20 protein-coding genes are annotated in these 24,759 nt (G+C 55.0%); 13 read left to right on the top strand and 7 right to left on the bottom strand.

The window, feature by feature from the left end:
• Positions 1 to 280 precede the first annotated feature (280 nt).
• The 5 genes from EJQ19_RS00610 to EJQ19_RS00590 all read left to right on the top strand — a co-directional run bounded on the left by EJQ19_RS00610 (position 281) and on the right by EJQ19_RS00590 (position 10,540).
• Complete coding sequence (locus EJQ19_RS00610; RefSeq protein ID WP_164716242.1) at positions 281 to 6,307, top strand: SdrD B-like domain-containing protein; 6,027 nt, start codon at positions 281 to 283, stop codon at positions 6,305 to 6,307.
• Positions 6,308 to 6,370: 63 nt separating this feature from the next.
• Positions 6,371 to 7,225 carry a class B sortase gene (gene srtB, locus EJQ19_RS00605; protein ID WP_164716241.1) on the top strand — a complete coding sequence of 285 codons (855 nt, stop codon included), beginning with the start codon at positions 6,371 to 6,373 and terminating at the stop codon, positions 7,223 to 7,225.
• A 193-nt stretch (positions 7,226 to 7,418) separates the two neighbouring features.
• Positions 7,419 to 8,567 (top strand): response regulator, encoded by a 1,149-nt coding sequence (locus EJQ19_RS00600; RefSeq protein ID WP_241242668.1) that lies wholly within the window; start codon positions 7,419 to 7,421, stop codon positions 8,565 to 8,567.
• Positions 8,564 to 10,027: a sensor histidine kinase gene (locus EJQ19_RS00595; RefSeq protein WP_126139270.1), complete on the top strand. Its 1,464-nt coding sequence runs from the start codon at positions 8,564 to 8,566 to the stop codon at positions 10,025 to 10,027. Before EJQ19_RS00600 ends, EJQ19_RS00595 begins: the two co-directional genes overlap by 4 nt.
• 24 nt (positions 10,028 to 10,051) lie before the next feature.
• On the top strand, positions 10,052 to 10,540 hold the full coding sequence (locus EJQ19_RS00590) for a dihydrofolate reductase (protein ID WP_126139269.1): 489 nt from the start codon (positions 10,052 to 10,054) through the stop codon (positions 10,538 to 10,540).
• A gap of 125 nt (positions 10,541 to 10,665) precedes the next feature.
• Here the strand turns inward: EJQ19_RS00590 and EJQ19_RS00585 are convergent, their stop codons facing one another.
• From EJQ19_RS00585 to EJQ19_RS00575, 3 genes are all read right to left on the bottom strand, one after another.
• The gene (locus EJQ19_RS00585; protein WP_126139268.1) at positions 10,666 to 11,280 is read right to left on the bottom strand and encodes a YcnI family copper-binding membrane protein; all 615 of its coding nucleotides are present in this window, start codon (positions 11,278 to 11,280) and stop codon (positions 10,666 to 10,668) included.
• A 108-nt stretch (positions 11,281 to 11,388) separates the two neighbouring features.
• Positions 11,389 to 12,042 (bottom strand): response regulator, encoded by a 654-nt coding sequence (locus EJQ19_RS00580; RefSeq protein WP_126139315.1) that lies wholly within the window; start codon positions 12,040 to 12,042, stop codon positions 11,389 to 11,391.
• Positions 12,043 to 12,050: 8 nt separating this feature from the next.
• Complete coding sequence (locus EJQ19_RS00575) at positions 12,051 to 12,932, bottom strand: sensor histidine kinase (RefSeq protein ID WP_126139267.1); 882 nt, start codon at positions 12,930 to 12,932, stop codon at positions 12,051 to 12,053.
• 201 nt (positions 12,933 to 13,133) lie between these two features.
• Here EJQ19_RS00575 and EJQ19_RS00570 point away from each other — a divergent pair, with 201 nt between their 5' ends.
• From EJQ19_RS00570 to phnE, 3 genes are all read left to right on the top strand, one after another.
• Complete coding sequence (locus EJQ19_RS00570; protein WP_126139266.1) at positions 13,134 to 14,165, top strand: HoxN/HupN/NixA family nickel/cobalt transporter; 1,032 nt, start codon at positions 13,134 to 13,136, stop codon at positions 14,163 to 14,165.
• 190 nt (positions 14,166 to 14,355) lie between these two features.
• Complete coding sequence (gene phnC / locus EJQ19_RS00565; protein WP_126139265.1) at positions 14,356 to 15,126, top strand: phosphonate ABC transporter ATP-binding protein; 771 nt, start codon at positions 14,356 to 14,358, stop codon at positions 15,124 to 15,126.
• Positions 15,126 to 16,700, top strand: coding sequence for a phosphonate ABC transporter, permease protein PhnE (phnE, locus tag EJQ19_RS32985; RefSeq protein WP_420901652.1), 1,575 nt, complete (start codon positions 15,126 to 15,128; stop codon positions 16,698 to 16,700). The genes phnC and phnE overlap by 1 nt, the downstream gene beginning before the upstream one ends.
• 83 nt (positions 16,701 to 16,783) lie before the next feature.
• Here the strand turns inward: phnE and EJQ19_RS00555 are convergent, their stop codons facing one another.
• Entirely contained in the window at positions 16,784 to 17,029 is a 246-nt protein-coding gene (locus EJQ19_RS00555; protein ID WP_126139264.1) for a hypothetical protein, read from the bottom strand.
• A 147-nt stretch (positions 17,030 to 17,176) separates the two neighbouring features.
• The gene (locus EJQ19_RS00550; RefSeq protein ID WP_126139263.1) at positions 17,177 to 18,145 is read right to left on the bottom strand and encodes a phosphate/phosphite/phosphonate ABC transporter substrate-binding protein; all 969 of its coding nucleotides are present in this window, start codon (positions 18,143 to 18,145) and stop codon (positions 17,177 to 17,179) included.
• Positions 18,146 to 18,296: 151 nt separating this feature from the next.
• Between EJQ19_RS00550 and EJQ19_RS00545 the strand changes: the two genes are divergently transcribed.
• Positions 18,297 to 19,892 carry a bifunctional metallophosphatase/5'-nucleotidase gene (locus tag EJQ19_RS00545; RefSeq protein ID WP_126139262.1) on the top strand — a complete coding sequence of 532 codons (1,596 nt, stop codon included), beginning with the start codon at positions 18,297 to 18,299 and terminating at the stop codon, positions 19,890 to 19,892.
• 89 nt (positions 19,893 to 19,981) lie between these two features.
• Here EJQ19_RS00545 and EJQ19_RS00540 read toward each other — a convergent pair whose 3' ends face one another.
• Together EJQ19_RS00540 and EJQ19_RS00535 are read right to left on the bottom strand one after the other, a co-directional pair.
• The gene (locus EJQ19_RS00540; RefSeq protein WP_126139261.1) at positions 19,982 to 20,230 is read right to left on the bottom strand and encodes an HD family phosphohydrolase; all 249 of its coding nucleotides are present in this window, start codon (positions 20,228 to 20,230) and stop codon (positions 19,982 to 19,984) included.
• Complete coding sequence (locus tag EJQ19_RS00535) at positions 20,227 to 20,547, bottom strand: YbjQ family protein (protein ID WP_126139260.1); 321 nt, start codon at positions 20,545 to 20,547, stop codon at positions 20,227 to 20,229. The genes EJQ19_RS00540 and EJQ19_RS00535 overlap by 4 nt, the downstream gene beginning before the upstream one ends.
• 100 nt (positions 20,548 to 20,647) lie before the next feature.
• Here EJQ19_RS00535 and EJQ19_RS00530 point away from each other — a divergent pair, with 100 nt between their 5' ends.
• The 4 genes from EJQ19_RS00530 to EJQ19_RS00515 all read left to right on the top strand — a co-directional run bounded on the left by EJQ19_RS00530 (position 20,648) and on the right by EJQ19_RS00515 (position 24,675).
• Entirely contained in the window at positions 20,648 to 21,454 is an 807-nt protein-coding gene (locus tag EJQ19_RS00530) for an alpha/beta hydrolase (RefSeq protein ID WP_241242665.1), read from the top strand.
• Positions 21,454 to 22,398 carry a 5-oxoprolinase subunit PxpB gene (gene pxpB / locus EJQ19_RS00525; RefSeq protein ID WP_126139258.1) on the top strand — a complete coding sequence of 315 codons (945 nt, stop codon included), beginning with the start codon at positions 21,454 to 21,456 and terminating at the stop codon, positions 22,396 to 22,398. Before EJQ19_RS00530 ends, pxpB begins: the two co-directional genes overlap by 1 nt.
• A 6-nt stretch (positions 22,399 to 22,404) precedes the next feature.
• Positions 22,405 to 23,493, top strand: a complete 1,089-nt coding sequence (locus tag EJQ19_RS00520; protein WP_241242664.1) for a 5-oxoprolinase subunit C family protein — start codon at positions 22,405 to 22,407, stop codon at positions 23,491 to 23,493.
• A 420-nt stretch (positions 23,494 to 23,913) separates the two neighbouring features.
• A complete protein-coding gene (locus tag EJQ19_RS00515; protein ID WP_126139257.1) occupies positions 23,914 to 24,675 on the top strand; it encodes a LamB/YcsF family protein in 762 nt (253 codons plus the stop codon).
• Positions 24,676 to 24,759 lie beyond the last annotated feature (84 nt).

The raw sequence follows: 24,759 nt of genomic DNA, 5'->3' as shown, positions 1-24,759 counted from the left end.
CTTTCCATTTGCGGAACAGGGAGTTTTTAGTTGTATAGGTTCTGTCTAGGTCCCTATGATATGCTAGAAAAGGTTCTTTTTATGACAAAATTTTACAAGGTAAACACTTTTGTGCGGGGGGGATTTGTCGAAAAAAGTTGCCGATGTGTTGGCGATAGAGGGTTTACCTGGTGCCATAAGAAGAATGGTTGATCTATTTTATGGTAAGGCATGAGTGTGGACTATTTTTGCAAAGAACATACATGGCCGGCTCATGTCGACAGATTTGGGGGAGCAATGTATGAGAAGAATGCGGCGATCGCCGAGCAGCAGACGCAACCTTTTATCGATTGGTAAAAGAGTGCTGTTCCTGATGCTGGCCATATCGCTCTCTGTCTTGCCCTATTACAACTTCATTGTTTCGGCTGCAGGGGCAGTTTCTCTGACGCTTGAGAAAACAGTCGACAAGACGACGGCATTGCCGGGTGAAACGATTACGTATACGATCAAGTATGCGAATCCGAGCACAACGGACGATGCGGTCAACATGGTGATCACGGATGTTTTGCCTGCTGCGCTGGATTATGTAGGCGTGGATACGACACCCGATGTGGCCAGCGTCGATACCAGTACACCGGGTACGGTTAAGTTTGTAATGGTAACGCCGCTTGCTGCCGGGAAGACAGGTGTACTCAAGCTAAAAACGAAGTTCAAATCAGGCACGACGCAGCAAGGAGATACGGCTCAGAATACGGCTACGGCTAAAGCGGATAACAGTACGCTGGTATCTTCGACGGCGCCGATCGTTACGGCTCAGGTGAATGGGGCTGACTGGTCGATTTCCAAAAGCAAAGTGTCTCCTGTCGTTGATCCAATTCTGGACAGCAATGTCACGTATCAGGTGAACCTGCAGGGAAACAGCGCGCTGGGCGGAACGAACATTCAGAATGTTCGCGTGTTTGACACCTTGCCTGTTGGCGCTGCTTTCGTCTCGGCTTCCGCTGGCGGGGTGTACAATTCCGTATACGGCAGCGTCTATTGGGATTTGCCGGTATTGAATGCAGGACAGAACGTCTCGTACAACGTAGTACTGAGCTATCCGAGTACGACCTTTCATGTCGGTGATACGGTCACCAACTCCGTTTATGCTACAGGGACATCGCTTACCGGCACAGCCTTGGTGACGAATACGGCCACAGCCACTCACCAGCTTGCCGCGGCGACACCGGGCATTTACGGAATCAACAAGGATTCCCGTCAAAACAACGACGAGTACGCACTGGGACAAACCGTGCAGTACAAGATCAACGGTTTTGGCAACCAAGGGAACGTCGATCTGGACACGATTGCGGTTGAAGATGCGATTCCGAAACAGATCGATTTGACGAGTGTATCGACAGGCTCTTATACCAATAACACGAACGTTAACGTCACAGTGCAATACCAGCTTAACGAGGTGAATACTTGGTATGACTGGGCTGGAGGGACAAGCCTTAGCACGAGCAGCAATCAGACGCTGGATGTGTCTGCGCTCGGCCTGGGGGGCGGACAGTACGTATCCAAAGTGCGCTGGGTGTTCGGCGCGGTGCCGGTCGGATTCCGCATCGCTTCAGACATTGGCGTGAACGGGACGCTGCTTAGCGTCGACCATGCAAGTGCGGCGGTGCCGGTGGGCAGCATGATTACGAACACGGCTACTCTGAACGCAGCGTATGGGGCGACTCCCCTGACCAGCAATGACAGCGTGGTAATCAAGGTTGTCGATCCTAAGCCATGGGTCGTTGCCGAGAAATCGGTTGTCGGCTCGGCATCGGTGCGGGAAGGCGATACAGTCACGTACAAGCTGAGAGTGCAAAATCATCCGTTCGCGACAGGCAATCTGACGGCGCCGGAGATTCTGGATTTTTTCCCGGAGGATAAGCTGGACAACTACTCGGTAGTCAGCGTCGATCAGACGCATGTCACCACAAAGGATATGGCTCCTGTAGCTACGCAATACGATAAGGCCATCGGTTCGACGACGTATAAAGCGAAGCTGTGGACGTTTGCAAGTGCGGTGCTCCTCCCTGGCGAGTACATCGACGTGACCGTTAAAGGCACAGTGAAGCATGGAGCGCCGAACGGCAGCTTCGGCAACACGATGTTTGCCACGACGGCGGTTACGGATGATTACAAAGGGACGACGATTGACGACACGACCGATGATCGGGACAACAATGCGGCTACGCATAAGTTTGTGACATCCACGGCAAATGTCTACGTGAAGTTCTCTGGTTCCCTTGAATCGGTCAAGTGGGTAAAAGGGGAGCTGGACGGCGTGTTCACGAAATACCCGGCGAACGGCGTGACGCTGCCCGGCGGGAAAGCGATGTACCAGTTAGTGGTGAGCAACACCGACTCCAATGGGCCGATTTCCAACATTGTCATTATCGATAAGCTGCCGCGCATTAGCGATATCGGCGTTATAGACACCAACCCGCGAAACTCTGACTGGCGGCCGTATCTGGTGAATAAGGTAACGGGACCGGGCGGAGCGGCACTTGATCCACAGATCAAGGTGTACTACTCTACATCGAATACGCCAGATCTAGGCGACCTTACCGATCCATTGCACCGGACACACCACAGCAACTGGACGACAACGGTGCCGGCGGATATTACAACGGTGACGGCACTTAAGTTTGATTTTGGCAATATTACCTTGAATCAAGGCGAATCGGTCACGCTGGAATGGGATATGCGTGCGCCGGTGAACGCGCCGAGAAACAAGATTGCGTGGAACTCCTTCGGCTACGGTGCGACGTATCCGGATGAAGGCGGTCCGCAAGCATTCCTCCCGTCGGAACCGATTAAAGTCGGCTTCCTCGTTCAAAATACGGATCCGGCTGGAACCGGCAATCTAGGCGATTTTATCTGGCTTGATACGAACGCGAACGGCATTCAGGAGGCAGGGGAGAACGGTCTTAACGGCGTTCTGGTTAACCTGTATAAAGGCGTCGATCTCTCGACCCCTTATTCGTATACGCGCACGTTCAACGATCATATCTCTGGCAAGCCGGGCTATTATGAGTTCCCGAACCTGCCTCCGGACGATTACACAGTGGAATTCGTGATGCCTAGCGGCTATTATCTCTCACCGAACGATCAGGGAGATGACACCAAGGACAGCGATTTTACGTTGTATGACACCGCTACTCGTACCTATCGCGTGAACAAAACGCTTGGTAGCGGAGAAACGGACATGACGCTGGATGCCGGCATTTATACGAAAGGCTCCATTGGCGATTTTGTGTGGGAAGATCTTAATGCGAACGGCATACAGGATGCCGGGGAACCGGGCATTAGCGGTGTAACGGTCGAACTCTACGATGCAGCGAATCTAACGACGCCGCTTCCAGGTGGGACGACGACGACCGATGCCAGCGGCAAATACAGCTTTACGAATTTAGACCCTGGCAATTATAAAGTAAAATTCCTTAACCCTACGGGGTACAAGCCGACGCTCAAGGATCAAGGCGGAGACGATGCCAAGGATTCCGATCGGGATGAGACAACGGGCTTCAGTCATACCGTCACGCTTACCTCGGGCCAAACGGACAACTCCATCGATGCCGGCTTCTATCTCGGCGAGATCGGCGATCGGGTCTGGCATGACCGCAACGGGAATGGCGTACAGGATGCCGGCGAGCCGGGCATTGCCGGGGCAACCGTGAAACTGTACGATGCGGGAGATCTGAACACGGTTATTAAAACGACTACGACCGATGCCAGCGGCAACTACAAATTTACGAGATTAATGCCGGGCAACTACGTCGTCAAATTTACACGTCCTGCGGGATACGCGTACTTCTCGCCAAGCAATCAAGGCGCCGATGATACCAAAGACAGCGATGCCGTCTTTACCGTGCGCACGGATAGCGAGGCCGTCGTTAGCGGCATTACGCTGGTTGACGGCGGCAGGGACTATTCCTTCGACGCAGGCGTATATGGTCCAGCAAGTCTGGGAGACAAAGTGTTCCTTGACGTGAACAAGAACGGCATTCAAGATCCGGGTGAACCCGGTGTGCCGGATGTAGCGGTGAAGCTCTATAACGCTTCGGCGCCTGCCGTCGCGATCGCATCAACGACCACGGATCCGGCAGGGCTGTACCAGTTTACAAATCTGGATCCCGGCAGTTATATCGTAGAATTTGCGCCGCCTGACGGATATGGCATGACCTCGAAGGATCAAGGCGGAGACGATACGCTAGACTCGGACGCGGATCTGGTAACAGGTCGTACGAGCACCATCACATTGTTGTCGAAGGATAACAATACGACAGTGGATGCCGGGCTGTTCCTGCTCACGAATGGTACGCTGGGTGACATCGTATGGCATGATCTCAATGCCAACGGAATTCAGGATGCCGGTGAGCCTGGGCTATCGGGCGTAACGGTTGAGCTGTATGACGCTGATACGGATGCGCTGTTGAACACAATGACGACGGATGCAGGAGGCCACTACCTCTTCACCAATCTGCTGCTCTCCGCTCACTACAAGGTGAAATTCCTGAAGCCTGCCGGCTTCAAGGAAAGCCCGGCGAATGCCGGTGCGGATGACAGCGTGGATTCCGACCGCGATCTCACAACGGGATTCAGTCACACAGTATCTTTGCTGACTGTCGTCAATGACTTGACGGTGGATGCGGGCTTCTACAAGCTGGCACAACTGGGCGATAAGGTGTTTCTTGATGATAATGCAGACGGTCGGCAGGATGTTAGTGAATCCGGCATAAGCGGTGTTACAGTCGAACTGTATGCTGCGGCTGATCTGATCTCACCGCTTGCAAGTACGACAACAGACGTGAATGGGAACTACAGCTTCACGAACCTGGTGCCCGGCACTTATAAGGTGAAATTCATCAAACCTGTGGGGTACAAGCCAACGGTGAAAAACCAAGGGGAACCTTCCGGAGACTCGGATGGGGATGCAATCACCGGGTTTAGCGATACGGTAGTTCTGCGTTCAGACGAAACGAACAATACGATCGATGCCGGCTTCTATCTTGGCAAGATCGGTGATCTCGTCTGGCACGACCGAAACGGCAATGGCGTTCAAGACGCCGGAGAACCGGGCATGTCGAATGCAACGGTTGAACTGTATGACGCCGACACCGATGCGCTGCTGAAAACCACGGCGACTGACGTCGACGGGCATTATCTCTTTACCAACCTCTTGCTTACTGGCAACTATAAGGTAAAATTCCTTGTGCCTTCCGGCTATAAAGGAAGCCGTGCTAACGTCGGCTCGGATGACAGCGTGGATTCCGACCGTGATCTCACTACAGGATTCAGCCACACGGTATCTTTGTTAACTGTCGTGAATGACCTGACGGTGGATGCCGGTTTCTACATCCCGGCGCAACTAGGGGACAAGGTTTTTCTCGATGCCAATATGAACGGCATTCAGGACCTGGCGGAGGCCGGCGTACAGAACGTAACGGTTAAGCTGTTCGCAGCAGATGACTTATTGACACCGCTGGCTTCGACGACAACAGATACGAACGGCAATTATTTGTTCAATCAGTTGGTCCCGGGATCTTACGTTGTTCAGTTCATCACGCCGAGTGGCTATGCTCTTACCTACAAGAACAAAGGTTCCGACATGGCGGTCGATTCGAATGCGAACGCATCCGGTCGTACGGACAGTATTGTTCTGCAGTCCGGTGACGACAATCGCACGATTGATGCCGGGATTTATGTTTATGACGACGACGGAGGCACGCCGCCGGTGAAACCGCCGGTAGATCCACCGGTAACACCGCCGGTGAAACCACCGGTAACACCGCCGGTGATACCACCGGTAACACCACCGGTAACGCCGCCAGTGCAACCACCTGTGACACCTCCGGTAGAACCGCCAGTGACACCGCCGAAAGCTGTAACAACAGATGAGGATACGCCTGTTCAAGGCTCGATTCCAACCGATCCGAAGAAGGAAGTGGGAGAAGTTCCTCCGACCTTCACGGTTGAGAAGCAGCCTGAGAACGGCACCGTTCAGCTTACGGAAGACGGCAACTGGGTGTATACCCCGAACGAAGGATTTACAGGCGATGATTCGTTTACCGTTGCGGTTGGCAATGGGGACGGCAGCAAAGAATATCAAGGCGTAGCTGTCAGCGTCAATCCGAAAAACGGGCAAGCCGTAGCAGCCAAGCCGGTTGCCTCGCTTGTACCAAAAACAGGACAAGCGCCTTACAGCAAAGCTTATCTGGCAGGCTTAGCGATGATTTTCGCAAGTCTAGCCGTGGTGGGCACGACCTATTGGCGCTCACGCCGAGAGAAATAAGACAAGCAGGGGCACTTGAGGGTGTCCCTGCTTCTTTTCAGATCACGCCCGGGAGGGATGACCTTGCATAGAAGTTTGTTTGTAACCGATAAACGTTATACACGCTTGTATTGGCTGGCCGTGCTGCTGTTAGCGGGCGGCATCGCACTTATTACGGTGGATACCCATAAGCAGCATACAGAAAGAAAACAAGCCGCACAGTTAAAAAAAGAACTGTTGCAAGTCCATGCGGCGGCAGCAGATTCGCCTGCGGCTGTCTCTTCATTAACTACGCCAATCCCTGCAGGCGATCCAGCGCCGTCAGAACGCGCAGTTTCCTCCGAAGCAGCGCAGCCGGAACGCTGGGAACGCCTGCGTACGATAAATCAAGAAGTGGTCGGCTGGCTGCATGTCGATGGCACCGAAGTCGATTATCCGATCCTGCAGCATGCGGATAACGATTACTACCTGAATGTCGATGCGGCAGGCAGACAATCGATGTACGGCAGTATTTTCATGGACTACCGTTCCGATTTCGAACGATCACAGCAAAATATCGTCATTTACGGGCATAACATGCTCGACGGCTCCATGTTCGGCAGTTTACAAAGATATAAAAGCCGGGCCTTTTTCAACGAGCATCGGGTGATTACGCTAGAGACCCCGTCTCAACAGACGGAGTGGGAAATTTTCTCGGTCTATACGATTAATGCACAGAAAGATCGAGTCGATGTGGCTTACGCAAATGAACAAGGGCTGCTTCAGGCCGCGCTCAGCTATCGCGAGAAATCGTTGTTTCCAGCGCCGCCTTTCCCTCACAACCCCGACCGCCTTCTTACGCTGGTGACGTGCAGCAATGAAACCGACGATACGCGGCTTGTACTTCACGCTTTCCCTAAGGAGGAACCGTCACACGCGCTGGCACGGCAGTCCAGTTAGTGGGTGCGCTTATTGATTTTGCCCGTAACGTGCTTTACACTTCGAAGGAGAGAGGCTTGAAAAACACAAGCTTGGAGCGGAGCTCCGCGGGATTTCCCGGGCAGTTAATAAAGAGATATGGTCAGCAACATGAAGAAAGAGAACTTCCAGGAAACGTGTAGAAGAAATGCAGGAGGCGTAAGTTGTGAAAGTCATGTTGGTCGACGATGAACCGTTAGCGTTAATTGGACTTCAAAGAGCACTTGAACGTGAAGCGCGCGACATCGAGATCGCGGCTTCGTTTACCAATCCGAAAGAAGTGATCGCAGGGGCCCTGCTGCATCGCCCCGATGCGGTATTTCTCGATATTCACATGCCTGAAGTCGATGGCTTGAGGCTCGGCTGGCAGCTCCAGGCGGCTGTGCCGGGGATTGAAATTATTTTCGTGACCAGCTACGATCACTACGCTGTGCGGGCCTTTCAGCTCTATGCGCTAGACTACATCATGAAGCCCATACAAAGCCAGCGCCTGCGGCAAACCATACAGCGAGTGCAGGAAAAGCTGCAGATGAAAAAAATGTTGAGAGCAGCGCCAGACGCGAACGTCCCGGTGATTCGCTGCTTCGGACCGATTCGGTTTCAGCTTCCGGGTTCGGAACCGGTCGTGCCCAAGTGGCGGACAAGCAAAGCGCAGGAGCTGTTCGCTTATTTGCTCCATCACCGAAGTCAAATGGTTTATCGCAGCTTGCTGCTTGAGCTGTTGTGGCCGGATGTCGACGAGGCGAAGGCGGCTTCGCACTTGTACACAACGATTTATCATATCCGCCAAACCTTGAAAACCTGCGGTCTGGCAGAAACGATTTCGATCCGCATTGGCGATTTGGAGACAGGGTATCGGCTGGATCTCGGCAATACACGCGTGGACGTAGACGTTTGGGAAGAGGAGATGAGAGGGCTCGGCGTGCTAGATAAGGGAACGGTGAGTCGCTACGAGAGTGCGCTTGAAGGCTATTCGGAAGACTACATGGGAAACTATGCTTATCTTTGGGCGGAACATGAGCGCGAACGGCTGCGGCTCCTGTGGCGCCATCATATGAAGATGCTGGGCGAGTTTTACGAGAGAAATGACCATGCAGACAAGGCGATCGAGGTGTTCAGAACGATTCAGAAGATGTGCCCGGATGAGGAAGACAGCTATTTTGCCCTTATGAAATTGTATCATTCGCTTCATCATCAGGCCGGCGTTGAGGAGCAGTACTGGCTGCTCAAAGAAAGAATGGAGCGGGAATTGGAGCTTCCGCTGAGCGAAGAAATCTCGGATTGGTACAGACAGTGGAAAGTTGCGGGAGGAGCTCACGCATGAGTGGAGGCAGGCGATTGGTAAGCCAGTATCGCTACTTTCTATTATGTCTGCTGTTGTTGGGCATGTTCTCAAGTATCCTGCAGACGATGCGGCTATCCGCGCTTACCGGCGTGATCCTGGTGGGACCCGTCTCTTATGTGAACGTCATTTATGATTGGTTCATATTTCCTGGTCTTTATCTATTTACGTGTGCGTGGTTTATCTGGACGGTGGCGAAAATGTCGCTCCGGGAGAAGCGCGAGCCGGATGTTCCTTATTTGCTGATAACGGGAATCAGCATCATTTCCAGCCTAGCTTGGAGTATACTGGAAACTATTATGGATATCACGAGCGTCTTTTATCCCATCGACCTCCTGATTGCCGTCTCCGCTTTTTCCCTGTACTGGTTCAAAAAATATTTGCGCAACTCGGACGAAATCGTCACCCAGCATTCTCCTGTCCCGAATAAGCTGCCTAATCTGTTGAAGGATGCTCCCGTTCATATTTTAGCTGTGGATGACGATGTGAGTAACTTGAACGTGCTGACGGGCATTCTCTCTGCCGATTCTTATCATGTGGTGACGGCCCGGACGGGAGAAGCGGCGCTGAACTTGTTGACAACGCAGAGTTGGGACCTGCTGATCGCCGACGTCATGATGCCGGGGATGTCAGGGTACGAGTTGACCCAGCGTGTGCGGGAACGATACACCATATCGGAACTGCCGATTTTGCTGCTTACGGCGCGCAGCCAGCCTGAGGACATCTACACGGGATTTTTGTCGGGGGCGAACGATTACGTGGTTAAGCCGGCGGATGCTGTTGAATTGCGCTATAGAATTCGAGCGCTGATTTCCTTGAAGCAGTCGATGTATGATCGGCTGAAAATCGAGGCCTCCTATTTGCAGGCGCAGATTCAGCCGCATTTTCTGTTTAATACGCTTAATTCGCTCATGGTGCTTAGCGAGATCGATCAGGAGAAAATGCGGAACCTCGGCGAGGCATTTACGTCCTTTTTACGGGTCTCCTTCGATTATTTGAATTCGGGGGAGCTTGTCGATTTGGCTCGTGAGCTTGAGCTGGTGGAAGCTTATTTGTATATTGAGAAGGAGCGTTTCCAAGACAAGCTGGACGTCATACTGAATATCGATCCGGAGCTGCACCTATTTCTGCCGCCGCTGTCCATTCAGCCCTTGGTGGAAAACGCCGTGCGGCATGGCGCTATGGGCCGCGTTACCGGAGGAACTGTCCAGTTGAAGGTCGTGCGCGAAGCCGCCGGCGTTGAAGTCGAAGTCAGAGACAACGGTCCCGGCTTGCCGCCTGATAAAGCAGCTGAACTGCTGAACCCTGCTTTCCGGGAAAAAGGAGGCATCGGCCTCGCCAATACGAACCGAAAACTGATCCGGCACTACGGGCAGGGCTTGTCCATTGTCAGCCGTCCCGGCGAAGGCACGACAGTGTCCTTTATCATTCCAGTCAAATAATTATCGCTAAAGGAGAAGAGATGGATGAGCATTTCCTTTATTTTTGCCATGGATCGGAACCGTGCCATCGGTGTGAACAATAAGCTGCCGTGGCATTTACCGGCTGACCTCAAGTTTTTCAAAGCGGTTACGATGGGGCATCCAATCCTGATGGGCCGCAAGACGTACGAGTCGATCGGCAAGCCTCTCCCGGGCAGACGCAACGTCATTTTAACGCAAAATGCCACGTATGCCGCAGACGGCTGCGACGTCATGCACAGCGTGGAGGAAGTGGTCGAAGCGTTCCGCGACCAGGAGCTGTTCGTCATCGGCGGCGCGGAAATTTTCCGCCTATTCAGCGGGAGCGTGAGCAAGATGTACATCACGTTCATCGAGCATGAGTTCGTAGCGGATACGTTTATGAGCGAGCTCGACCTGTCCGGCTGGACGCTTGTGTCCAGCGAGCAGGGCGTCCGCGATGAGAAGAACCCGTACGACTACGCCTTCCGCATTTATGAGCGCAACGAAGCGTAGTGAGTGAAAAGAGCCTGCATCCGCCGATTTTCGGGGATGAGGCTCTTTTTTTTAGTAGCGTGCCCTTCGGCAGCCCCGCGTTGGAGGCTAGACTGGAAGGCACCAAATTGAGGGAAGGGCCAAGCTTAGCTGCGCTTTCTTACAAACGCGACAACTACCGCCAGGGCACCAAGCACAACCGCTACAATGGACAAGATCAGCGGAGCATTGGACTCGGATTTCTCTGCGTCGGCTGCACCGGTTGTCATGCCATGGCTGTCTGTCGTTGCGCCTGCTTTCGCTTTCACGGTTGTCACCGAAGCAGGCTTGTCGGAGCCGTTGGCGCCAACCCATTCCACGACGCTGCCGTCTTTGTACGTTTGGTATGCTTTCCACACGATTTGCGTCGCTGTGTCGCCTACCTTGCCCTGGAAGTTGAAATCACCGAACTCTGTGCTAGATAGGCCTTCACCAGTGGCTGTCCATGTGACGCCAGTAATTTTGCCGGCGGAATCCTTCGCAATGTCATACTTCCAACCAGTTTTCGGTTCGAAGCGGGAAACGGCTACCTCGGCAGGAAATTTGACTTCGACTTTTGTAGTTGGGACATCTTTTTCGGTAGGTACACGCACAGTAAACACTTCATAAGTGCCTTGCGTCGTTTCTTTCGGATACACCACAACGTGGGCGCTGGCAAGTCCGGCAACCAGCATGGACACGATCATCAGCAAGCTGATGTTAATGAGCAACTTTTTAAACATGAAGCATAGACCCCTTTCAGATTTGAACTCTGTATCACGTTGTCCATCTTACCCCAAAGACAAGCTACCGCATATGACTCGAGTGGGCTATTTTTCCGACTGAATATGTCATTTTCGTGTCATGCCATGCTTAATGGCAAACGCTGTCAGCTGGACACGATTTTCGAGGCCGAGCTTGACGAGGATGTTTTTCATGTGGTTTTTCACGGTATGCTCGGAAATGAGCAGCTTCTCGGCGATCTGCCGGTTATTGTCGCCCTGCGCCACATATGCCGTGATTTCCTGCTCGCGCACGGTCAGCATACCGGGCACAGGCCCGGGTGGGGCGGCATTCACCGGCGCTCGGAAGCGGGCGAACAACTTGTCCGCCATGCCGCGGGCAACCTCGGAATTATCGTCGAGCAAGGCACGCAAATACGTCAGCCACTCGTCGGGGTCCATGTTTTTGAGCAGGTAGCCCTGCGCGCCGAATTGCAACGCCGTGAACAGATCGGCGACATCGTCGGATACCGTCAGCATCACAATCCGAATGGCGGCATAGGTTTGTTTAATGTGCCGCGTAGCTTCCAGCCCGTTCATCGGGGACATGTGAATGTCCATGAGGACGACGTCAGGCGCGACGTCCTGGCACAGGCGAATCGCGGCTTCGCCGGAATCCGCTTCGCCGACGATTTCAAAATCCGAGGCCGGCTCCAGCATGCTGCGAATCGCTCTGCGGGCCAAGGGATGATCGTCGACAATGACGATTCGAAAAGGGACGATCGGTGTCACTAACTTTCACTCCTTTCGCACACTACAACGAGCCGCGTGCCGGTCGCGGAGACGGCTGCAACCGCACTTCCTCCGGCGGAGGCGCCCGTTTTTGGATCTGTACCGCCGCCATCCACATCCGCTGCTCCCAAGCTTGTAAAGCTGAGCGTGGCGCCGAGCTCCTTCGCACGCTTCCGTATCAGATCCAGACCGTACGTCTTGCCGGACCGCTTCGCTGTAGGTTGAAGCCCGCAGCCGTTGTCCGTAATTTCGAGGCGCCAGCCCGCCTCGTCCGCTGTAAGCTTCAGTGTGGCGTTGGACGCCATCGAGTGCTTGCGGATGTTCGTCAGCGCCTCCTGGACGATCCCGAACAGCTGCACCTCTTCGCCCGAAGTGAAGCTGCCGGGCGCAAGCGCCAGATCAGGCGTCAGCTCAATGCCCGAAATCAACGACCAGTTCGCCGCGAACTTGTGGATGCGCTGGCCGAACGACGTCCCCTCCTCCGGAGCGGTGCGCAAATTAAAAATCGCCTGCCGCAGCGATTGATCGATCTCCGATACCGCGGCCTTCGCTTCCTCGAGATCGCCTTGCTTCAGCTTCACATTCAAAAAGAACAGCGTCTGCGCGAGATCGTCATGCAGCTCCTGCGCCAACCGCTCGCGCTCTTCGTAGACGGCTCTGCGGGCCTCGCCGAGCAGCATCAGCTCGTTGCTGCGCTCGATGCGGCCGAACATCCACGAGGCAAAAAGAAAAGAGAGCAGAAGCGTAATGACCGTAATGACAAAGTTGCCCGCCTCCATCGTCAAATAGCGCAGCAGAAAGGCGTGCCGAATATATTCAAACCCGCCGATAATCAGCACGGGTGCGAGAATCGTGAACCACTTGTATCTGCCAAGGGACATAGGCCGGAATCGACTCCTTTGCTCCAAATTGCGGTTCTCCCAAGAACCGTTACTCATTATAACAGATTCCAACCAGCAAGCTGGATTTCCTGCCTAAAACAAATGCTTTTCTTCTATGCACACGTGTGCTAAACTGATCTCAGAAGTGTGTTACATATGATCTGAATCGTAACACGAAATGAAAGGTGTGGATACATACTCATGTGGAAATCGATCTTTGCGCAGCGTAAAAGCTGGGGAGGATACGTCCTCTTCATCCTTCTCCTGCACGTGCTCGGCATTATCGGCCTCTTTACCGTCGCCCAATCGTCGCCGGCTTTCTGGGGCATCGGCCTATTGGCGTATACACTCGGCATGCGGCATGCGTTCGACGTCGACCATATCGCGGCGATTGACAATACCGTTCGCAAATTGGTGCAGCAGAAGCGCAACCCGCTCGGCGTCGGTTTTTATTTCTCCCTCGGCCATTCCTCGGTCGTGTTCGTGATGGCGCTCATCACAGCATTCTCCGTGCAGTGGGCGGAGCGGGAATTGCCTTGGATGCAGAGTATGGGCGGCATCATCGGGGCGTCGGTGTCCGGCTTGTTCCTAGTCATCATCGGGGTGCTCAACCTTGTCATCTTGATTTCTCTCTATAAAATGTTTCGCAAATTCCGCAGCGGCAAGCAAAATGAGGAGGAATTCGAGGAGCTGCTGGAATCCCGCGGTCTCATCGCGCGTCTGATCAAGCCGTTCTTCCGTTTCATCGGCAAAAGCTGGCACGTCTACCCGCTCGGCTTCCTGTTCGGACTCGGTTTTGACACGGCCAGCGAAATTGCGCTGCTCGCGATTTCGGCGCATGCCGCCAAAGACGCGATTCCGTTTTTCGGCATCATTTCGCTGCCGCTGCTGTTCGCGGCGGGGATGAGCTTGTTCGACACGGCGGACGGCATGTTTATGACCAAAGCGTACCGCTGGGCATTCCATACTCCGGTGCGCAAGCTCTATTACAACTTGACGGTTACGGCGCTGGCGGTCGTCGCGGCGCTGATCATCGGCGTCATTGAGCTGGGACAGGTGCTGTCGGAAGAGTTCAGCATGGAGGGCGGCTTCTGGACGTGGCTGCAGGACATCGATTTCGGCATTCTCGGTTTTATCCTTGTTGCGTTGTTCATCGTGGCGTGGATCGTCTCCGTGGCAGTCTGGAAAGGCATGAAGATTGAAGAGCGATGGGGCGCGAAAACCCCTTCGTAACGTAGACAGCCCCGGCTTCGCGGCAGCGAACCGGGGTTGTTTCGTCTCATCTTTTGTCACGTTGAACAACGGGATATGAATTTTTTCTAAAGGTTATCCTAGAAAAAAGGATTTTATTGTCGCTCGTTGAAAGTATTTTGTCGTATACTATATAGGTACATTAGACTGTGGTAGGAAAGTAGGATGCTGAATGATTGAATTCAAACATATTTCGAAAGTGTACCCGAACGGGACTGTCGGGCTGGATGATATTAACCTCACGATTCATCCCGGCGAGTTCGTTGTCATTGTCGGGTTGTCCGGCGCGGGCAAGTCGACGCTGCTGCGTTCGATTAACCGGCTGCATGAAACGACGAGCGGGGAAATTTTGATTGACGGCCAGTCGATTACCAAGGCGAATGGCGCGGGACTTCGCCGGATGCGCAGAGACATCGGCATGATTTTCCAGACATTTAATTTGGTCAAAAGATCCACAGTACTGCGCAACGTTCTCTCCGGCCGCGTAGCTTACCATTCGACGCTCCGGATGATATTCGGCTTGTTCCCGAAAGCGGATACCGAGCTGGCGCTGAAAGCGCTGGAACGTGTGAATATCCGTGAAAAAGCGTATGCGCGCGCAGATGAATTGTCCGGCGGTCAACAGCAGCGCGTATCGATCGCGCGCGCGTTGGCGCAGGAAGCGAAAATCATTCTGGCGGACGAGCCTGTCGCTTCGCTTGACCCGTTGACGACACGTCAGGTGATGGACGACCTGAAGCGCATCAACCGCGATCTGGGCATTACGACGATCGTCAATCTGCACTTCCTCGATCTGGCGCGCGAATATGCGACCCGGATTATCGGACTTCGCGCCGGCAAAGTCGTGTTCGACGGTCCGGTTGCGGAAGCGACGGATGAGGTGTTCTCCGGCATTTACGGCCGCGCGATCAAGAAAGACGAGCTGCTGGGAGGCCAGGCGTGATGAGTGCTACCGCAGCCAAAAGGCCGCCACGTACCCGCTTTTACATGACGCTGCTGCTGATGGTGCTGTTCCTGGTTGGCAGTATTTATCAAACCGGCGCTACCTTGACGCAGCTCGCTTCAGGCACGCCTGAGATTTTCAAATTCATCGGCGAAATGTTCCCGCCGGACTGGGCGTTCTTCGGCGACATCTGGAAGCCGATGGCGCAGACGCTGCAAATGTCCATCCTCGGCACTGTGATCGGCGCGCTCTTCGCCTACCCGATGGCTTTGCTGGCGGCGCGCAACGTCACGAGCTCGTCATGGCTGTTCTATCCGGCACGCCTGTTCATGAACCTGATCCGGACGATCCCGGATTTACTGTACGCGGCGCTGTTCGCCGTCCTGGTCGGCTTTGGGCCGACGGCAGGTACACTTGCCCTTATCTTCTTTACCTTCGGCATTTTATCGAAACTTGCTTATGAGTCCACCGAAGCGATCGATCCCGGCCCGTTGGAGGCCATGACCGCGGTCGGCGCCAGCAAGCTGAAGCTGATTCGCTTCGGGGTGCTGCCGCAGGTGGCGCCGACGTATCTGGCGCACTTCCTGTACACGTTCGAAGTCAGCATCCGGGCATCCGCGATTCTCGGTCTGGTCGGCGCCGGCGGTATCGGCTTGCTGCTCAAAAACACGCTGGACCTGTTCCGCTACGACCAGTCCTGCGCAATCGTGATCTATACGCTGCTCGTCGTCGTCATCATTGACCTGGTGAGCACGCGTTTCCGTACGTACCTGCTTAAAGGCAGCAAAAAGCCGTTGTCCGAATCCCGTGCCCGCACGTACCGTATCATCGGCATTCTCGCTGTCGTCGCGCTAATCGTTTGGGCGCTGACCGGTCTCGAGCTTACCGGCTTCCAGCCGACGACCTGGCAGCTGACCAAAGCGATGTTCACCGGCCTGTTTCATCCGGACTGGGGCTATATCTATAATGCGGACGGCGAGGATTTGCTCCGTACCTTGCTCGAAACGCTGTCGATCTCGTATCTCGGCAACTTCGTATCCGCGATTGTGTGCTTGCCGTTTGCCTTCTGGGCTGCAGCGAACATGAGCCGGTTCCGCGCCGTATCGGGCACCGGGAAGTTCTTCCTGAGCGTCATTCGGACGATCCCGGAAATCATCATGGCGCTCATCTTCATCAAAGCGGTCGGCCCGAACGCTTACGCCGGGGTTATGGCACTTGGCCTGCATTCCGTGGGGATGCTCGGGAAGCTGTATGCGGAGGCCATCGAAAATATGGACATGGGCCCGACCGAGGCGATGACCGCCGTGGGCGCGAACTTCTGGCAGCGGATGTCGTTCGCCGTCATTCCGCAAGTTATTCCGGATTTCATCTCGTACACGCTGTATCGCTTTGAGATCAACGTCCGCTCCGCGACGCTGCTCGGCATTATCGGCGCCGGCGGCATCGGGACGCCGCTGATCTTCGCCTTGAACGCGAGACAGTGGCCGCGCGTCGGCATCATTCTCATCGGGATCATCATAACCGTCTCGATCATCGACTATATTTCAGGTACGCTGCGCAAGCGTATCGTCTAGACAAGCAGAAAAGGCTGTCTCCGCGTCCGTTTCAGACGGACAGGAAGACAGCCTTTTCTGCTTATATAAGCGCCCAGCAGGCGCTAATGGGTGTGTCTGCCGTCCGATACGAGACGGAGAAAGGGTTCGCGCTTTGTTCGGACAGGAAGCTGATCTTGCTGTTCGGGTTCCACTTCCTCCATCTGCTCGATACAGGCGATCGGGATCATCAGCTTGCCAACGCGCAGCAGGCCGAATTCTGCATAAAAATGCGAAATCACCCCGTCGATCTCGTCGTTGCCACACCGGATTTTCACGCGTTGTTTACTGCGAATAAGCCTTTCAAACATTCTAACATTCACCCCACTCAGAGTTATGAAACGACCATCCGGCACGCCACATTCATCATATGCAAGGAAAGAAAGGAATAGAATGTAAAAAGCCTCACCAGGCTTGGATCAACCGGGATGAGGCATTCGCTATCGAGCGGAGTTTTATTATTTCAAGCCCATTTCTTTGTTGACACTGCGCACGATGTCGAATTTCGAATCGTCTGTAGCTACATACCCTTTGTGGGAGTATACGTCGAAAATAACTTTTTGACCTTCCGGATCGTTGCCGATTGCGATGAATGCGTCAGTCAGCTTTTTCTTCCAAGTTGGATCCATGTCGGAACGAACCGCTACGGTGTCATTCGGGATTTTATCGGAGAACGCAAGGATTTTTGTTTGTTTGAATACGTCCGGATAGTCCTTCGTCATGTTGGCACGGATGTCTTGGAAGACGCCGACAGCGTCAACTTGACCGTTCAGCAGCGCGATAACCGCTTTATCGTGACCTTGGAATTGAACGCCCGTTACGTCTTTCACAGGGTCAACGCCGGCTTTTTTCAGAACATAACCAGGGTATACGTAACCTGCTGCGGAAGTAACCCCTTGCCAGCCCATTTTCTTGCCTTTCAGGTCAGCAACGGATTTGATCGGGGAATCAGCTTTCACCAGAATTTCAGCTTTATAGAAGTCAACCAGATCCTTCGTGGATTGGCCAGTTGCATCGTCAACGCCCAAACGAGTCGCTTGCACGAGCAGATCAGCGGCTTTACGTGTATCGTGCGCAACAACGTAGTTGCTCGGAGGCAGGAAGCCTACGTCAACTTGCTTGGAAGCCATCGCTTCGATAACGACGTTGTAGTCGGTAGATACGGATACTTTCACAGGGATGCCCAATTTGTCGCCAAGCAGCTTCTCCAGCGGTTTCGCTTTCGCTTCGAGCGTTTCAGCGTTTTGGGAAGGAACGAATTGCACTTTAAGCTCTTTAGGGACGAAAGTTCCACCTGCTGGCGCTGCGGAAGCTGCAGTTGTTGCAGCGGCAGAAGCGGATGGTTTGGTTTCTTCTTTTTTTGCGCAGCCGACAAGCGTTGTTGCCGCCACGACCATGGACAAGCCCAGGACAGTAAGTTTTTTCATTTCATTTGACCTCCGTTTAAATATTTTCATATAATCTATGATGTACTATAACATTAACATAAGAGATATGGAAGATAGTGTTTAGTATTTGTAAAAATGACAGCCTTTATGTGGTCAAATACAAATTTTGGAATAGAGGGGATACTGCCTCATGCTGCATGCGGACAAAAGGCCTCAGTGCCAGCTAACGATCCTGGAAACGAGCGATTTGCACGGAAATTTTTTGCCGATTCATTATGCCAATAACAAGCCGAACCAGGTCGGGATCGCCACAATCGCCTCGCTCATCGCCGCTGAGCGCGCAGCTGCTCAGAACGTTGTGGTCATCGACAACGGGGACCTGATTCAGGGAACGCCGCTCGCTTATCACCATGCCAAGCTGAATCGTCAGCCGGTGAATCCCATGGTGCTTGCACTTAATTATGCAGGGTTTGACGCAGGCGTCGTCGGCAACCACGAATTCAACTACGGATTGGATACGCTTCGCAAAGCCGTGGGGGAATCGGCGTTTCCATGGCTGTGCGCCAACATTGTGGACGAGAAGAGCGGGGAGCCGTTTCTCGGCAAACCTTATCTCGTTCGTGAGCTGCCGGAAGGCGTTCGCGTTGGGGTGCTCGGTTTGACGACGCCATACATACCGAATTGGGAAGAGCCAAAGAACATTGCGGGCCTGCGGTTTATTGATGCGGTGGAAGCGGCCCATCAGTGGGTTCGTGTGTTAAAAGAGGAAGAGCAAGCCGACGTGATCGTCGTCTCCTATCATGGCGGGTTTGAACGGGATCTCGCGACCGGCGAGCCGACTGAACCGCTGACCGGCGAAAATCAAGGCTACCGCCTCTGCATGGAGGTTCCCGGCATCGACGTTCTGCTGACGGGACATCAGCATCGCAGCTTGGCCGGTATCGAGGTGAACGGCGTGCTAATCGTGCAGCCGGGCGTAGCGGGAGCGGTGCTCGGCAAAGTAAGCCTGACGCTGACGCAGGAGGCAGGCAAATGGCACGTAGCTTCTAAAAGCTCGGAGCTGCTCTCCGTGCAAGACGTAGAGGCTGACGCGAAGCTGGTTGAGATGGTCTCGCCGTATGAATCGGCAGCCCAAGTCTGGTTGGATCAGCCAATCGGCAAGCTGTCCGGCGACATGCTTGTGAAAGACCCGATGCAGACCCGTCTTCGCGATAATGCCCTGATTGAGTTTATCAATAAAGTGCAGATGGAGCTTTCGGGTGCGCGCATTTCGAATACGGCTTTGTTCGATAATATTTCGCCCGGCTTTCCTTCCGATATCACGATGCGGGATATTGTATCGAACTATATTTACCCGAACACGTTGAAAGTGATCCGGATATCCGGGGCGGATATTCGGTCGGCGCTGGAGCAGTCTGCGGGTTACTTCGAGTTGTCGCCGGATGGAGAAGTCGGCATCAGTGCATCATTCCGCGAGCCGAAGCCGCAGCATTACAACTATGACATGTGGGAAGGGATCACCTACACGCTCAATATTACCCGGCCGCTCGGTTCACGTGTCGTGGAACTGCTGTATGATGGGGTGCCGATCGATCCCGATGGGGAGTTCGACGTGGTCATGAACAACTACCGCGCGGCGGGAGGCGGCAATTACGCCATGTTCCAGGACAAGCCGGTTGTCAAAGACATTCCGACGGACGTTGCCGAATTGCTCGCAGGCTACATTATGGAGCGCGGCACGATTGAGGCTACGGTGAACGGGAACTGGAAAGTTATTTGGGAGTAAAAAGCAAAGACGCCTACATCGCCACTGAGGAAGTGGAATGGGCGTCTTTTTGTTGTGCCGGCAGGCCGTTAGACGAGTGCGCGGTGCTTCTAGCGCTCACGTATATAGGCGCGGTCGCCTGTTCGAGGATTGTAATATACCCGATAGGTGTAGCCGTCTTTAGGATCGATGAACACTTCGGAGGTATGCAGGTAGCCATTTGGCGGCGTGTCCGGCGTTTGCGCGCCTCTGCTTTTATACCGTTTGTCATAAACAAGATAACCGAGAAGAAAAAGAACAATAAGTCCGATAAACCAGAACGCATAATAAGAGATAAGGACCGGGGCCCACCCGCTCATAGACGACGCGTCCTAACCGCGGTGCCGTAGGCGACGATTTCGGTCATGTTCTGACCGATGTCGCCGCTGTCAAAGCGCATCATAACGATGGCGTCTCCGCCCATCGCAGCTGCATTTTTCACCAGTCGATCCATCGCCTGTCTGCGTCCGTCCTCCACCATTTGCGTATACTGCGTGACCTCTCCGCCGACGAGCCCTTTGAGGGAAGCCAGAATGTCGCCCCCGATGCCTCTTGCCCGAACGACGACCCCGAATGTACTGCCAAGCACTTCCGTAACTTCATAACCAGGAATATTTTCCGTTGTGACGACGATCATCTGCTTTCGCTCCTTTTACTATCAAATAGATGCTTTCCACCCCTGAAGGGATTCGTTATTATAAAGAGTAGTACGCCAATTTATGAAGGGGGTTTCAGAGTTGCAGGAAAATCAAACGATTGAGCTATGGCCAGGTGCGACAGAGGGCACGATTGGGGAGAAAAATGAAGGCTGTCCGAGCCTGACACTGTATTTGGCAGAGGGACGGGAGGAGCCGTATGGCGCCGTTATCGTATGTCCCGGCGGTGGGTATGGCGGGCGCGCCGCACATGAAGGCGAGCCGATTGCGTGCTGGTTGAACGGGTTGGGCATTTCCGCTTTTGTATTAAATTATCGCGTGGCGCCTTATCGCCATCCGATTCCTTTGCAGGATGCTCAGCGTGCTATCCGCACCGTACGCCATCATGCCGAAGCCTGGGGAATCGATCCGCAGCGCGTGGGGATTTTGGGCTTTTCGGCTGGGGGACATCTGGCTTCAACGGCAGGCACACATTACGACGCGGGCAATCCGGAAGCGGAAGACCCGATCGACCGTCAAAGCAGTCGTCCTGACTTGATGGTTCTCTGCTACCCGGTCATTTCAATGATGGCGCTCGGACATCAAGGTTCCAAAAACAACCTCATCGGCGAAGACGCGGGAGAAGAGTTAATTCAACTCTTGAGCAACGAGCAGCAAGTAACTTCCGATACGCCGCCGACATTCCTCTGGCATACGGCAGACGATGCCGCGGTACCCGTGGAAAACAGCCTGATGTTCGCGGCGGCGCTGAGCCGTCACAAGGTGCCGTTTGATTTGCATGTTTTTGAATCGGGCGTACATGGCATCGGCATTGCGGCCAATCATTCGGAAGCCTATGTCTGGCCTGAGGTCTGTGCGAACTGGCTCCGCAAGCAGCAATTTGTCTAATGGTCCGCGCTTATACCTGTTATCCGCTGGGGGATTCGGCCATCGTCGTGAAGCTCGGCGAAACGATTGAGCCTGCGCTGCTCCCGGTGATTCGGACGTTGGCGGACTTTTTGGAGCGGCACCGTTTTCCGGGGTTTATCGAGCTGGTTCCGGCGTATACGACGATTACGATCTATTATGATGTCTTGGGCGTGGCGGAGCATGCGGCTGGGGTAAATGCGAGAGCAAGTGCCGGTGCTAGTGCAAGTGCGAGAGCAAGTGCGAGAGCAAGTGCCAGTGCAAGTGCGAGAGCAAGTTCAAGAGCAAGTGTCGGTGCGAGTGCGAGTGCAGGTGCAGGTGCAGGTGCAGGTGCAGGTGCAGGTGCAAATGCAAATGCAAATGCAAATGCGAATGCCATTGGGTATACGCTCATGTCCGCCGCCGTGCCGTCCCCCTATGATCAGGTTGCACAAATGGTGCAGCATTTATTGGACGTTTACGAATCGTCGGCAGCTCGCAAGGTTGAGCCATCCGCTGTGAATCGGATTGTACGTATTCCCGTTTGTTACGGAGGCGAATATGGGCCTGATCTCGGGGAACTGGCAGCCTGTCGAAGACTATCGGAAGCCGAAGTGATTGACTTACATACCTCGCGGGATTACCCCGTGTATATGATAGGCTTTGCTCCCGGCTTCCCATATTTGGGCGGGTTGGACGAGCGGCTGGCAACGCCGCGCAGATCGGTGCCGCGGACTCAGATTCCGGCCGGATCAGTCGCCATTGGCGGCGCGCAGACTGGCATTTATCCGCTGATGACGCCGGGTGGCTGGCACGTGATCGGCCGAACGCCGCTCGCTTTGTTTCGGCCGGACGCGGATCCGCCCTCCCTGCTGCAAGCGGGGGATGTTGTCCGCTTCGTGCCAATTGCGCCGGATGAGTACGAAACTGCTTGTGAAAGGAACTAGCGGGACATGGTTTTTGACGTGATCAAACCCGGCCTGTTATCCACGCTGCAGGATGAAGGCCGTTTCGGGCATCGCAAGCATGGTGTGATAGTATCCGGTCCAATGGACGCTTTTGCGCATCGGACCGCGAATGTGCTCGTCGGCAATCCGACGGGAGCTGCGACGCTGGAAATGACATGGAACGGCCCGCTGCTCATCGCTCGCTCGGACATGCTGCTTGCGATATGCGGCGGGGACCTGGACGCACGTGTGGACGGCGAGCCGGTTCAGCTTTGGCGGCCTTTGGTGATTAGAGCCGGGAGCACGCTGGAACTGAAGCGCGCTGTACAAGGCTGTCGGGCCTATCTCGCTGTCGGCGGGGGCTTCCGCGCTGACGAAGCGCTCGGGAGCCGCAGCACGTTCTTGCGCGCCGGCATCGGCGGCTTGGCCGGCAGGGGGCTGCAGGCGGGCGACCGGCTCGTTGTCCACGAGCCGACTTGGGAGCCTGAAGCCATGCAGCGCTATGTGCGACAGACGCGAGCCGTCAGCACGCGGTGCAGACCGCCGTATGCGGACGAGCCGACCCTGCGCATCGTGCGCGGCCGGGAGCAGCGGCTGTTCCGCGAGGCGAGCTGGGCGCAGCTCTTGGAGCAAGCGTACGCCGTGACGCCGCAGTCGGACCGCATGGGCTTTCGGCTGGAAGGCGAAGCAGCGTTGGAGCGAGTGGACGGCGTCCAGACCGAGCAGATCTCGGAGGCCGTTGCCGCCGGCACGCTGCAGGTGCCGCCAAGCGGGCAGCCGCTGCTGCTTCTGGCGGACTGCCAGACGACCGGCGGCTACCCGCGCATCGGCCACGTCATCACGGCCGATCTCCCGCTCGCCGCGCAGGTGCGGCCAGGCGGCAAGCGCGCTTCGCAGAAGTTACGCTGCAGGAGGCGCAGGAAGCGCTGCTGGTGCAGCAGCTTGAGCTGCGGCACCTGGCCGCGGGCGTCCGCTCGTGGCGGAAGGACGCGGGGGTGTAGGTGTCGCGCCGGAGTAAGCACTCGTCAAAAAGTATCTCTGTCGAATCGGCCCATCAGGAGTCGAGTCAATAAGCACATGCGGTGGGCTTATTGAGCCGTCGAGCGCCCGATTTCGGAAATTAAGCACACGAAGTGCTTATCTTTGTCAAATCAGCTCGCCGCGCCGGGAATTGAGTACACATGACTTCTGCTCGCAAAAGTATTAACCCGCAATTTACAGCGCTACTGCAGGTAAGGGCTCAACTGGAATTTCTCCTGTTCATTGTGGTGATGAACGCCAGTTTGCCGCGATGAACTGGAAAACCTACAGTTGAATATGGGCCATTTTGCGCAAAATCGGCCTCTTGGGGTAAATGAAATGGAGAAATTCCAGTTCAGCTGTTAGTTTACTTGGAAATGGTCGAAATCAGCTGGAGGAATTCCAGTTCAACCAACTTATGCTTGACGACTTTCTTCATCGCCTGAGTGGGAAGAAGCTCGATCTTAACAATAAACGATGGAAAGAGGAAGCCATATGTCGCGCATTGACTTAAACTGCGATATGGGCGAAGGCTTCGGCGCCTATCGCCTTGGCCGCGACGCGGAGCTGCTCGACTATGTCAGCTCTGCCAACATCGCCTGCGGGTTCCACGCCGGCGATCCCGCCACGATGCGCACGACCGTGCAGCTGTGCGTGCGCAAGGGCGTTGCGATCGGGGCCCATCCGGGCCTTCCCGATCTGAACGGCTTCGGCCGGCGTGAGATGGCCATCACGCCGAACGAGGCTTACGAGCTGACGCTGTATCAGCTCGGGGCGCTGCAGGCGTTCGTCCACGCCGAAGGCGGACGCCTGCAGCACGTGAAGCCGCATGGCGCGCTCTACCACATGGCGGCGAAGCGCCATGAGCTTGCGGCCGCGATTGCGGCTGCAACTGCCAGCGTCAGCGCGGAGCTGACGCTGTACGGCCCGCCCGGCAGCGAGCTGCTGCGGGCGGGCGCCGCCGCGGGGCTGCGGACCGCGAGCGAAGCGTTCGCGGACCGCACCTACCGGCGGGACGGCGTGTTGACGCCCCGCGGTGAAGCCGGGGCACTGATCGAGAGCGCCGCGGATGCGGCGGCGCAGTTGGTGCGCCTCGTCCGCGAGGGGAAGGTCCGCTCCCTGGATGGAGAGGACCTTCCGCTTCATGCGGACACGATTTGCTTGCACGGCGACGGGGCGCACGCAGTGGAGTTCGCGCGCGATATCCGCGCGCTGCTCGCAAGCAGCGGCATCGCGGTGCTGCCGGTCGGCTCCTGAACCCGAATGCCCAAGCATGCCGCCCTCGTCCTTGAAGTCGCCGTACCGCCTGTGCGAGTGCGTTCGGCTCTTGAACCCAAGCAT

The organism is Paenibacillus whitsoniae, from assembly GCF_003955665.1.
Lineage (GTDB): Bacteria > Bacillota > Bacilli > Paenibacillales > NBRC-103111 > Paenibacillus_E > Paenibacillus_E whitsoniae.
Note: the sequence above shows the minus strand (reverse complement) of the source record. Positions and strands in the feature narration are given on the sequence as shown.

Coding starts and splice junctions, on each gene's coding strand:
- EJQ19_RS00610 (WP_164716242.1), top strand. CDS start 281: ATGAGAAGAATGCGGCGATCGCCGAGCAGCAGACGCAACCTTTTATCG.
- EJQ19_RS00600 (WP_241242668.1), top strand. CDS start 7,419: ATGTTGGTCGACGATGAACCGTTAGCGTTAATTGGACTTCAAAGAGCA.
- EJQ19_RS00595 (WP_126139270.1), top strand. CDS start 8,564: ATGAGTGGAGGCAGGCGATTGGTAAGCCAGTATCGCTACTTTCTATTA.
- EJQ19_RS00590 (WP_126139269.1), top strand. CDS start 10,052: ATGAGCATTTCCTTTATTTTTGCCATGGATCGGAACCGTGCCATCGGT.
- EJQ19_RS00585 (WP_126139268.1), bottom strand. CDS start 11,280: ATGTTTAAAAAGTTGCTCATTAACATCAGCTTGCTGATGATCGTGTCC.
- EJQ19_RS00575 (WP_126139267.1), bottom strand. CDS start 12,932: ATGTCCCTTGGCAGATACAAGTGGTTCACGATTCTCGCACCCGTGCTG.
- EJQ19_RS00570 (WP_126139266.1), top strand. CDS start 13,134: ATGTGGAAATCGATCTTTGCGCAGCGTAAAAGCTGGGGAGGATACGTC.
- phnC (WP_126139265.1), top strand. CDS start 14,356: ATGATTGAATTCAAACATATTTCGAAAGTGTACCCGAACGGGACTGTC.
- phnE (WP_420901652.1), top strand. CDS start 15,126: ATGAGTGCTACCGCAGCCAAAAGGCCGCCACGTACCCGCTTTTACATG.
- EJQ19_RS00555 (WP_126139264.1), bottom strand. CDS start 17,029: ATGTTTGAAAGGCTTATTCGCAGTAAACAACGCGTGAAAATCCGGTGT.
- EJQ19_RS00550 (WP_126139263.1), bottom strand. CDS start 18,145: ATGAAAAAACTTACTGTCCTGGGCTTGTCCATGGTCGTGGCGGCAACA.
- EJQ19_RS00545 (WP_126139262.1), top strand. CDS start 18,297: ATGCTGCATGCGGACAAAAGGCCTCAGTGCCAGCTAACGATCCTGGAA.
- EJQ19_RS00540 (WP_126139261.1), bottom strand. CDS start 20,230: ATGAGCGGGTGGGCCCCGGTCCTTATCTCTTATTATGCGTTCTGGTTT.
- EJQ19_RS00535 (WP_126139260.1), bottom strand. CDS start 20,547: ATGATCGTCGTCACAACGGAAAATATTCCTGGTTATGAAGTTACGGAA.
- pxpB (WP_126139258.1), top strand. CDS start 21,454: ATGGTCCGCGCTTATACCTGTTATCCGCTGGGGGATTCGGCCATCGTC.
- EJQ19_RS00520 (WP_241242664.1), top strand. CDS start 22,405: ATGGTTTTTGACGTGATCAAACCCGGCCTGTTATCCACGCTGCAGGAT.
- EJQ19_RS00515 (WP_126139257.1), top strand. CDS start 23,914: ATGTCGCGCATTGACTTAAACTGCGATATGGGCGAAGGCTTCGGCGCC.